This is a genomic window from uncultured Sneathiella sp. (assembly GCF_963976355.1).
GTDB lineage: Bacteria > Pseudomonadota > Alphaproteobacteria > Sneathiellales > Sneathiellaceae > Sneathiella.
In genome coordinates this window covers 97192-107204 of the sequence record NZ_CAXBKA010000011.1, presented here as the reverse complement: position 1 = coordinate 107204, position 10013 = coordinate 97192, and the positions used below count along the sequence as shown (strand labels likewise).

The 10013-nt window shown below is 52.6% G+C and carries 15 protein-coding genes and 1 tRNA gene; 10 read left to right on the top strand and 6 right to left on the bottom strand.

What is annotated here, in order from left to right; translation table 11 throughout:
- Window positions 1-337: 337 nt before the first annotated feature.
- The 6 genes from AAC599_RS18915 to AAC599_RS18890 form a co-directional block, all read right to left on the bottom strand.
- Window positions 338-414: transfer RNA gene (locus AAC599_RS18915), tRNA-Ile, on the bottom strand.
- A 5-nt stretch (window positions 415-419) separates the two neighbouring features.
- The gene (locus tag AAC599_RS18910; protein ID WP_340151958.1) at window positions 420-692 is read right to left on the bottom strand and encodes a hypothetical protein; all 273 of its coding nucleotides are present in this window, start codon (window positions 690-692) and stop codon (window positions 420-422) included.
- The gene (locus tag AAC599_RS18905) at window positions 689-1099 is read right to left on the bottom strand and encodes a hypothetical protein (RefSeq protein ID WP_340151957.1); all 411 of its coding nucleotides are present in this window, start codon (window positions 1097-1099) and stop codon (window positions 689-691) included. The genes AAC599_RS18910 and AAC599_RS18905 overlap by 4 nt, the downstream gene beginning before the upstream one ends.
- Window positions 1089-1364, bottom strand: a complete 276-nt coding sequence (locus AAC599_RS18900) for a hypothetical protein (RefSeq protein WP_340151956.1) — start codon at window positions 1362-1364, stop codon at window positions 1089-1091. The genes AAC599_RS18905 and AAC599_RS18900 overlap by 11 nt, the downstream gene beginning before the upstream one ends.
- 30 nt (window positions 1365-1394) lie before the next feature.
- Complete coding sequence (locus AAC599_RS18895) at window positions 1395-1946, bottom strand: hypothetical protein (protein WP_340151955.1); 552 nt, start codon at window positions 1944-1946, stop codon at window positions 1395-1397.
- Complete coding sequence (locus AAC599_RS18890) at window positions 1943-2593, bottom strand: hypothetical protein (RefSeq protein ID WP_340151954.1); 651 nt, start codon at window positions 2591-2593, stop codon at window positions 1943-1945. The genes AAC599_RS18895 and AAC599_RS18890 overlap by 4 nt, the downstream gene beginning before the upstream one ends.
- Before the next feature lie 182 nt (window positions 2594-2775).
- Between AAC599_RS18890 and AAC599_RS18885 the strand changes: the two genes are divergently transcribed.
- Genes AAC599_RS18885 through AAC599_RS18840 form a run of 10 tightly spaced genes read left to right on the top strand, consistent with a single transcriptional unit; the run spans window position 2776 to window position 9956 of the window.
- A complete protein-coding gene (locus AAC599_RS18885; RefSeq protein ID WP_340151953.1) occupies window positions 2776-3459 on the top strand; it encodes a hypothetical protein in 684 nt (227 codons plus the stop codon).
- 19 nt (window positions 3460-3478) lie between these two features.
- Window positions 3479-4141 (top strand): hypothetical protein, encoded by a 663-nt coding sequence (locus AAC599_RS18880; RefSeq protein WP_340151952.1) that lies wholly within the window; start codon window positions 3479-3481, stop codon window positions 4139-4141.
- Window positions 4138-4596, top strand: a complete 459-nt coding sequence (locus AAC599_RS18875; RefSeq protein ID WP_340151951.1) for a hypothetical protein — start codon at window positions 4138-4140, stop codon at window positions 4594-4596. The genes AAC599_RS18880 and AAC599_RS18875 overlap by 4 nt, the downstream gene beginning before the upstream one ends.
- Window positions 4597-4636: 40 nt before the next feature.
- Window positions 4637-5107 (top strand): helix-turn-helix transcriptional regulator, encoded by a 471-nt coding sequence (locus tag AAC599_RS18870; protein ID WP_340151950.1) that lies wholly within the window; start codon window positions 4637-4639, stop codon window positions 5105-5107.
- Window positions 5104-5673, top strand: coding sequence for a hypothetical protein (locus AAC599_RS18865; RefSeq protein WP_340151949.1), 570 nt, complete (start codon window positions 5104-5106; stop codon window positions 5671-5673). The genes AAC599_RS18870 and AAC599_RS18865 overlap by 4 nt, the downstream gene beginning before the upstream one ends.
- Window positions 5674-5688: 15 nt before the next feature.
- Entirely contained in the window at window positions 5689-6480 is a 792-nt protein-coding gene (locus tag AAC599_RS18860) for a hypothetical protein (RefSeq protein WP_340151948.1), read from the top strand.
- On the top strand, window positions 6477-6833 hold the full coding sequence (locus AAC599_RS18855) for a hypothetical protein (RefSeq protein WP_340151947.1): 357 nt from the start codon (window positions 6477-6479) through the stop codon (window positions 6831-6833). The genes AAC599_RS18860 and AAC599_RS18855 overlap by 4 nt, the downstream gene beginning before the upstream one ends.
- Window positions 6830-8026: a site-specific DNA-methyltransferase gene (locus AAC599_RS18850; protein ID WP_340151946.1), complete on the top strand. Its 1197-nt coding sequence runs from the start codon at window positions 6830-6832 to the stop codon at window positions 8024-8026. Before AAC599_RS18855 ends, AAC599_RS18850 begins: the two co-directional genes overlap by 4 nt.
- Window positions 8023-9210: a hypothetical protein gene (locus tag AAC599_RS18845; RefSeq protein WP_340151945.1), complete on the top strand. Its 1188-nt coding sequence runs from the start codon at window positions 8023-8025 to the stop codon at window positions 9208-9210. The genes AAC599_RS18850 and AAC599_RS18845 overlap by 4 nt, the downstream gene beginning before the upstream one ends.
- On the top strand, window positions 9210-9956 hold the full coding sequence (locus AAC599_RS18840; protein ID WP_340151944.1) for a hypothetical protein: 747 nt from the start codon (window positions 9210-9212) through the stop codon (window positions 9954-9956). The genes AAC599_RS18845 and AAC599_RS18840 overlap by 1 nt, the downstream gene beginning before the upstream one ends.
- Window positions 9957-10013: the final 57 nt, after the last annotated feature.

Here is a 10013-nt window from a genome sequence, read left to right as displayed (position 1 = left end):
GCCGGAAAAGCGCGATAAGTGCAAGTTTGACGGATTATAAGTGCAATCCTCTATAGCTAACCATCAGCGCTCTATCCGACTAACGGAATGCGACAGGTCTCGCACTTCGCCTTTTGATGTTTTCTGAGCAGGTAAAGGACCGACCCAGCGAGACCAGTACTGATGGTTATCAACACCAGGCAAAGGATCGCGAGTGCATCAAGATGCGAATACAGAGTTTCCGTCGCGTGGACATAGAGGGGTAGCGGCTCGCAAAATGTTTTAATCGGCCCGATCAATTGAGCGGTGTGTTCGTATGCCGCATTCATATCCCCCATAAGAGTTCTCCGTTCTGTGTTGGTAGCCCCGGCAGGATTTGAACCTGCGCTCGTCCGGTTATGAGTCGGCAGCTTTTGACCGCTAAGCTACGGGGCCGTGATTTATTCGGCGGCTTGCTGTTCTGTCGTGATCGTCTTCAGCAGACGATTGGCGGCATATTTGTATGCGATCAGCTCGGGATATTTTTCAGCCATCAATTCCACATAATGGCTTGCCGGCAGACCGAGCTTTCCGACGCGTATAAAATCGAGCATCAGCTCTGCGTGAGAGCGTGCCTTTGGGCTATTACGCGAAAGGCTGCCTAGGAGTGTTTCGGCTGCGCTAAATACCGCCCAGGTGAATGCAAGAGTTGTGGTGTCCACTTTCTCAGTCATCGGCAGGGTTCTCCGAGTGAGGGAAGGCGTCGACGCCCCATGCGCCGTTGCCGACGTTTTTCTGCAGCATCGCTTGTTTGACGTCGTAAATCGCCCGCTGCAGAGATGGCATCTATCTCACCTTCACTTTTGGCCGCGAACTCTTTACGCGTTTGCTTAGCGATCGTTCGCGCCCGGATTGTCGGTTCCGGATCCTTTTGGCGGAAATACCGCCGCGCTTTTTCGCGCAACGTTCCATCATCGATCAGGGACTGAATGACGCGATCGAGCCGGTCGCGATCGACGTCACGACCAAAGTTGCGACGGATCTCACTCATGGTGAAGTGGCGTTCGCTTTTCAGATACCCGAGCACCCGTTCGCGATAGTGCGCATCCCACCATTCCTCTGAAGAAAGTTCATTGGCCATGGCGCACCGCTTTGGGCCATAGGTACCGAAGAAGCCAACAAACGAAATAGAGTTGCAGGGAGCAAAGCGCACCGCCGAGAGCGCTGGCGACAGTGAAGGCAACCAGTGTGACGCCAATGTCTGCTGGCGAGCTTAGCGACACGGCGTCCCAAAACAAGTCCGGTTCGCGAAAAGCAAACAACAGCGATGCCAACCCGACGAACGCCATCCCGTAACATGCACCAATGCCGGCCACCCGCAGCAGCTTTGGCATCCACTTACGCATCGTGTTGATCCTTCGCAAACAGGTAATCGGTCATTGAACATCACCATCGAACAACTGGATTGTTTGTTTCGGTCGCCCAAACAATCGGCCGATCCAACCCGGGGATTTCAACTTGCTTCCGGTCACATGAGCAAGTGCAATCATCTTTCCAATCTGGTCGTTCCTGGACAGCGAATAGTCGCGCGATCTCCCAAACACAGGTTGTTCCTCTGCAATCTGCGTTACCAGCTCGCAGAACTCCTGCCATGCCAAGCTTTTTCCAAAAGGCGGCGGGCAGTGCTTGTGTTTGATGGTGTGATGCACACGGCGCGCAATGTCATAAAGTTCTTTGCTGAGTTGTATCGGCTCAGACTTTTCCGGGTGGCTGTGCGACCGACCACTTGCCAGTTCGCCAAGGTCGCGCATGTACATGCCAAACGCTGACATCATTGCTGTCAGGTCATCCATCATTTCAATTAGATTTACCTCGTCCATATCTTGCCAGTCGGATTGAACCAGATGCTGACAGTGATATTGCACGGACAGATATCGGTAGATGAGGTCGCCAGCCAACTGTTGCGGATCGAGATCAACAATGGTCATCGCCCGATGCCTTTTCTTTTGCGTGAAGATGCTGCATTCGTTTCCGGGAAAACTGTCTTGGTGCTTTCATGCGCGTTGCGATTGGAAAGCTCCTTGTTCAGGATCAAAAGACCCCGTTCATAAGGGGCGAGCGCCTCGCTTGTTAATTTATGCATGGCCCTCAGATGGGTATCTGACATTTTTTGCACTTCGAGCCGAGCTCGTGCGATCGCCGTAGAGCTAAGTTTTAAACTCAATGGCTCGATATCGAACGGCTCATCGAAGAACTTCTCGAAGAGTGTGCGGTTTGGTATAGCTCCATGGCTCTTAAAGAACCCGCGTGCATCATTGGCGTCACCTGTGTTCACAGCGACAGAGACCAGGTATTTAAGATTCAAGTCGTCGATTGGCCGCCCCTGAGCGATCTGCGCCCAGTTTTCCCGATCCAATTTGTAGAGCTTCGCAATGACGTCGGGCACTTCAGCGAAGTCGACAATCGCGGTAACTTCATCCGACGCTTTTTGCTCGGGCGTATTGGCAGAATAGCGATCAACTGCCACTTCCATGCTATTGCGTATCGCCTCAGGTATTGCATTGTTGAAGGTGTAAAGCGACACAGCAGTTGGGCTTGTGCTCAGATATCGGAAGTTGTTTTCATCGCCTCTCATTACGTTCACCTGTTCTCATTGTTTCGAGTAGAGGGCCGCAATCCGAGCGCAGCCAGTTGATCCGGGGTGCCGGAATAAACACGTTTCATCGTCACGTCGTTCATCGTTACACGCGCCGCGTAGTCCGCAGTCGGCCCGTGAGCGTTATCGGTGGCGATGTTCGTCTCTAGTTCTGGTTTGTTTTGGAAGAACTCGACAAACATCACTCTAAGCAGCACGACGAACGCTGCGACAGTGCCCACGAAGAGAGAGACAAGGCACTGGAAGTAGAGCCCATAGCTCAATGTTCGAAGGGAGTAGACGCCAAGCGCGTTGATCAAATCGGCAAGCGTCTCGACGTCGGTTGGAGCACTCACGCGAACGACAAAATAAACCATCTGCAAGAAAAAGGCGATCCGGGTCCACTGCCATCCGATGAACAGCAAGCGCGACCAGTCTATAATCTCATCACGTCCGGGCATTTCCTAGAAGTCCGCAATTTCAACGATTTATCCAGCGCCCGCCCAAAAAACATCAATAAACATCTAAATTGTTATGGCGCATTACCCAATATGTATTACATTGCAAGAATACATATTGCAAGAAAAGAGGTAAATCCGGAGATGTCTTTACCTGAAAACCGTTCATTCGAAGAATTTCACGGCTTGGCGCAAGCCGTGCCAGCAAGGATTGAGACGCAACGTTTAATCCGTGAGATGTCCGTCTCGGCCTTGTCATCCCGGCTTGCTGAAGAAGGTCACATTGCATCCCGTCACCGCATTGGTCGGATTTTGCATGGTGACGGGTCTTTATCGATGGGTGATGCCATCGGCATAGGGCGCGTTTTGTTCGAGGACGAACGCGCCCTGTTTCGGTATCCGAAATAGGTTTGGAACTGGAAGGGATATGATGATGAAAGCTACGATCAGCACCCGTTTTGACGGATACTATCTGTTGCCATTGTTATTCAGTCCTGAGATGGTCCGAGCCCATCTCGACGGCATGAAACATGAAACCCGCCGCCCAACGGGCTCGGGCATGTATGGTCATGCAAGAGCTGCGCTGCACGAGGGACGCAAGGTCTTTGGTTGGGTCCGAGAAAGCTGGTATGCCAGCTATGATACGGACGAGGGCATCGTGGGATATGATGATCTACCCAAGCCATCCCGCGCCACATGTCCGACAGCGTCATGCTGGTATCAGGCAGACGAAGAACTTAAGCCTGCAGCGCGACAATTCCAACCGCCCACGCGTTGGGTCCCTCCAATGCACATGCCTTTTTCAAGGCACCGGTTATTCATGCGCATCCGTTCGATAGAGCAAGAACGGTTGAGCAGTTTGTGCGAGACGGGCGCTGTGCGCGAAGGCGTCGTTGTTCTTATTGGTCGGAGCGGTACCGGCTTTGTTGGATCGGCCCAATCTTTATTTCGAGAGATCTGGTCTTCGATGTATGGGCACTGGTGTGACACGGACAGCGTATGGGTTCTGCGGTACGACCGACCACAGCAAGGTAATGTCGCTGACTATATATCGATTGAGCGTGCGATTGAGAGGGATCTGGTCGCATGACGGGTCCGATGTCGATAACGGGTTTGGAAACCGGTTCAGATGATGATGGAGGCTGGAACCTTGAGAATGGTGGCCGCGTGTCCATCAGGCTGTTCTCCGAGGCTCTTGCTGGCTGGCTTGTTCTACAGGGGAATGATGTTCCGCTGGCAGAGGCGAAAGCCACGTTTAACACCACTGATTTTGTGATCCGTCAGGCATCAACGTTCCGCAAATCGCTTGATATCCGTGACGACAAGTTGTGTTTTCTTCTGGATCGCGCGCGAGCGAAAGAAGCAATGGACGATAGCTTTCTAGCACGAATGATACAGGTAATTGCAGTTGGGCAGAATGAGGAGATGGCTGTCGGTCTGCTATGCACCTTGACGAGGCTGTCGCGCGAGAGGATTGAAGTTGCAGTCTTGGAGCATCCGTACATGAGTATCGTCTGCGATGAAGTGATACATGACGGGGATTAGCGCCATTATGGAGGCTATGTTTGATGGGGGAACTTGAACAATGACAAGCAAAGAAAAACCAACGCGGAACACACCGGGCAGAGGGCGGGGCCGCACGGTCGATGGTCAGCCGAACCCGATTGATATTCATGTCGGCGTTCGACTTCGTCTTCGTCGAACGCTCATGGGCATGACACAGGAAAAACTCGGTGCGTCTGTTGGTTTGACGTTCCAACAGATCCAGAAATATGAACGTGGCGCAAATCGGATTGGGGCGTCGCGTCTTTATGATCTGTCGCATGTTTTGGAAGTGCCATTATCCTTTTTCTTTGACGATATGCCTGAAGAAATTTCCGGTAAGACACCGTTGGGCAGGATTTCGGAGAAGTCGGATTATCGACCTGATGACGATGACCTGAACAGGCGCGAAACGCTTGAGCTTGTGCGGGCCTATTACCGCATTTCAAACCCACAGGTACGTAAGAAGGTCTTTGATCTGGTCAAGTCTCTTGGGGAGGCGACAGCTTCATGAACATCTTCGAGTGTGAAATGCTAGCGCGCTATTTGTGCGGGATTGGCGAGGATGTTGATGAGATCGATCTCGATCATGTTCTTCAGGAGAAGTGCGATATCGACTTCCCGGTTTTTGCGCAGCTTTGTGAAATGCTGCTTCCGATGTGTCATGTGGAGACCAACTGCCCAACCGGAAAGACCTATCGCGGATTTGCCAATCTTGTCGGAGATGCCCCGGGCTGGTTGCTCCATCAAGAAATCCATCTGACCAACGAAGGTGGCCAGATTACGAAACATGATACCTCAACGGCAATCGGACGTTTGTCACAAATGCTTGATGCCATGAAGCGTCAGGGACCATCGCAGGTGGCTGATGATCTTGAACAATTAATCCGGTTCTCAGAAGTTACGGAACAGGTCTCCGCAATCGACAAGCTTCGCCGTGATTCTCTCGTCATGAGCCTTCAGTGTCGGGTTTCGGAGATGCCGAAGCCGACAGAGGATAATTATGAATGGTGGGCTGGTGAGCTTGTCGATTGTGTCCTCCAGCAGGATGCAAGATTGCGATCACGGGGTTCAGATTGAGAAGGAGGAACATTGATGCGAACCAAAACCGTAACTTTGTGTGGCTCTACACGGTTCATCGACGTGATATCTGTCTGTGGCTGGCTGATCGAACGAGATGAGCGGAAGTTGACATTTGGCCTGCATCTTCTGCCCGGCTGGTATCCGAACTGTCCGCCCCATCATCTGGCGGAGCAGGAGGGGGTTGCAGATCAGATGGACGCGCTTCATCTGGAAAAAATCAGCCGGTCGGACGAAATTTTCGTGGTGGATTTCGACAATTACATTGGCAGTTCCACGCTATCCGAAATTGCCCATGCCAAGGCGCGTGATATCCCGGTGCGCTATTTTTCATCTGATCCGATTGGGACGAAATGTCGAGCCCTTGGTGCACATTCCAAGCAGTCCTCTGCATCTGAAGTTCATTATGCGTTCAGTGTTGAAGAAATGGATACGTTCCAGCCAGATTTGTTTGCGGCACTCGTCGATAGCGGCATCACCCCGAATAACGGAGAAGTCTACGAGGTGATGCGTGGCCGCTGTGAGAATTACACTGCCTCAGCATTTCTCTCACCGACGATCCTTGGAAACATTCTGGGCTCGATGGACAGCAATTCTGATCTTGAGGTTGGAGAGAGTGCGGACGATTGGCCTGGTACTCTTTCTCAGCATGAAGAACAGGGGCTCATGGATCATGTTTGCTCAGCTGTTGATAGCTGGGCGGAGAAGCTCGAATGCAAGCCGGGTTTCTATCGGATCGTTGATGTTGCTGATGTGCGTGTCCGTATTCTTGACGCTGAGAAGCAGAAATTCGAGGTGATCGAATGATGTTTCTAACGTCTTCACCTCAAGGCATGCTTCCCTCGCCGCCGCTGATCTGGGTAACGATAGCTCAGTGTTTCATAGGGGTAGCATTGTTAGCCATATCGGCCATCCTCGACATCACGTCTTCAGCACATCACTTTGGGTGGAGTGTGGTGTCAATGCTGTCGCACCTTTGCGGGATCTACGCACTTGCGAGTTTTGCGGAGATGCTTTCCAGGGGATTTGTAAAACAGCGGGTCCACGACAGCAAAACCCGCAAGGTCATTCGGTGCAGTGTGATGATCACCCTGTTCATCTTGACCTTCAGCACCATGACATACGTTACTGCTATGTATGCGCGATGGTGGGTCTCATGAAAAACCTGCCATCTCAAAGTCAGCTGGTTCTTCCATTGATCGAGGTCTGTAAAGATGCAGGTGGCAAGCTCCGCGCACAGGAAGCATATGAGGCACTTCAATCGCGCTTAAATCTGTCTGCCGAGGTCTTAACGGAGACAGTCAATGGCGGCAATGGAACGAAGGTATCCAAGTTCCGCCAGCGTGTGCGCTGGGCACGCCAGCGCGCGATTGATGCCGGGCTTCTGGTCGCAGCCGAGCGTGGTGTCTGGCAGATTACCGATCAGGCGTCAGACAAGTTGGCCAACAACCATACCGGTGTTGTTGTCACGATCTGGGAGACAGAGCTGGGGCAGGTACTGTGGGGCACAGCGGAGCGGGCCGCGGCGGTGATTGAGCCGGGCGCCATCGATCTGATTTACACCAGCCCGCCCTATCCGCTTTTACAACCCAAGGAATACGGTAATCTGAATAGTGCTGACTGGCTGAAATGGATGGGCGATTTGTCCGAACTTTGGTCGGGCCTGTTGGCCAACACCGGTTCACTCGTTGTGAATATCGGTTCGATTTCGGAGGCTGGAAAGCCGTTCAAGGATCCATATGCAGCTCGCTTTCAGCTTGATCTGATTGATCGCCTTGGTCTGCACCTTGTTGATGAGCATTATTGGCACAATCCGGCAAAGCTGCCATCGCCGGTCCAGTGGGTGTCAGTTCAGAAAAAGCGACTGAAAAACACAGTTGAGCATGTCTTGTGGTTTGCAAAGTCATCAGACTACAAATCGAACAATGACAATGTGCGTGAACCGGAATCGCCTCACACAGCCCGGTACCGTAAGAATGCGCTTGCCAGTGGCAAAGGTCTTGGCAAACGGCCAGGGGGCTCGATTGCCGGGAAGGGTTTTCTGAAATCGAATGGCACAGCAATTCCATCTGTCTTGCAGGTGCAATCACATGAAGGCCCGCACAGTGTGTATCGTCGGGCCTGCAAACAGGCAGGCATTAAACCACACCCGGCCATTTCACCATTGGCTTTGCCGGATCGTTTCATCCGACTGACCACGGAGCCTGGCGATCTGGTCTATGACCCGATGGCGGGCTCACTTGCCACCTGTTATGCGGCCGAACTGCTTGGCCGCCACTGGATCGGCTCTGAGCCGTCCGCGCATTATATCGCAGGCGGCACGTTACGGTTTTCAGAAGGAAAGGCATCATGAACACTGTTTATGACCCGAGTCTGATTGCCGGCGTCACTTGCGTATTGGTCGAACCCGTTCCGAATGATGAAACGTCTCTGACCGTAACGGGGGATGGCATATTTAGCGAACGGGATGGCGGGACTGAGCTGAGGGACATTCTCGCTCAAACCGGGTTGCCTTGGGAACATGATGTCATCAACCGTGGCCGTGGTCTCACTTGGTGGCTTCTTGATGAGGATGTCACTGAAGTCATGGGATGGCGCGTAACTTTGGCAATCAAGGAATTCCTGAGTGTTACCGCGCCCTATCGGACCGGATGCAGCGCGCGACTGGATGAGTGGTTCAAAGAGATCGGGAAATACCGAGATCCTATCAAACTGACGATCATGTGCTCCAAGAAGTTTTCGACCGTTTTCGACCACCTGAAGGGCGACTATCAAAAGCGGTCGGGCGAATGGGCATCGACCTGTTTTGGGCCTAAGGTAGCGATTGATTGTTTCCATCGCCGGAACCGCTTCATTGAGGAGGCCATCGAACTGCACCAGGCATCTGGCGGAACGGCCGACGAGATTATTCAGCTGGTGAAACATGTCTACAACAAGCCGACCGGAGATCCCCACCAGGAGGTGGGTGGCACGATGGTTACACTGGCGACACTGTGCAACGCCCTTGGTGTCGATCTCTTGCATGCCGGTGAAGATGAGCTTGCCCGTGTCTGGGAAGAATTCCCCCGCATTCGAGCCAAGCAAGCGAGTGCTCAAGAAGGATCTCCTCTTCCAGGTGATCTGAACGTTCCATTGCCAGGCATCGAAGACGTTTCTTCAGCACGATCAGCTTGCGGTTCTGAGAAAGCATCACTTGAAAGGAAGATCCTGGAGTGGATAGCAACCGGTTCGGTTGGTGCAAGTTCCAAGGCCATGGCGCTGGCGGCATGTGGGATCAGGTCAAGGGCTGATCATCCGCATGATCCAAGTGACTTTAATCGGTGCTTACAGCTTCTTGACGCTGTTCCCGAAATCCGCTCGCATTTCAATCAAGTCGCGGCTCTTTCATCCGTTTGGAAACGGCTCATTACAGAATGGGACGAACTTGAAGAATGTTTCATCACAGAAGCAGGTCCTAACTGGTCAAAAGCACGTTCGGCACCCAAGACTTACGAAGCGTTGGCCAAGGTTGTGCGGCACATTATGGATGCTACATAATGGCCGTCATCCGCAAACCACAGCCTAGTGTAGCTATCCCTGAAGACCTGCAGGAACGCGTGCTTAGTGAGCATGATCAACTCTGCGAACTTGCAAGGAAGTGGTTGTTGCGATCGCATTCGGCCCGGGGAATGGGATGTTCGCTTTCCTTGCGCGAAACGAGTTCCATTTATGGTGGTGAAAGCCCGGATGCTTTGGGCTTTCGGTCGGGAGGCCCGTGGTTTGGAACCTATCTGGTTGAAGTCAAAACCAGCCGCTCCGACTTTCTGGCCGATCGGAACAAGAAATTCCGTCTGGATCCGACCTTGGGCGTTGGAAACTGGCGCTTCTATTTCTGCCCGGCTGGTTTGATAGAGCCGCACGAGGTTCCAGAAATGTGGGGTTTGATCTGGGTGAATGCCCAAGGACACGTAAAGCCCCAAATATGTCCTCATATTGAACCCGATCGTCTTACTGAAGAGCGCAGAGCCGCCGTTGAAGAAATGCGATTTGAGGGCAATCGTGATCATGAGCTTCTGCTTTTCATATCGGCGCTGCGTGGACGTGATGACCCGCAAGCGATCATTGATGCACGACGGCAACAGAGCAACCTGATTGCAAGGCTTACGCGTTCACTTGGGGATTCACGCGAACAGTATCGGAAACTCGAAAGCAAGCTTGCCGAGAGGGATCAGGCCATGCGCCGGATGGCCAAGGTGCTCGAAGAGAAGACTGGCGTCGATGTTTTCGCCAGTTACGGGATTTGAGAACGGCTTTCGATAGGCGGACCTGTTGCAAGTGAGAGCCCCAGAAGTCGTTCTCAA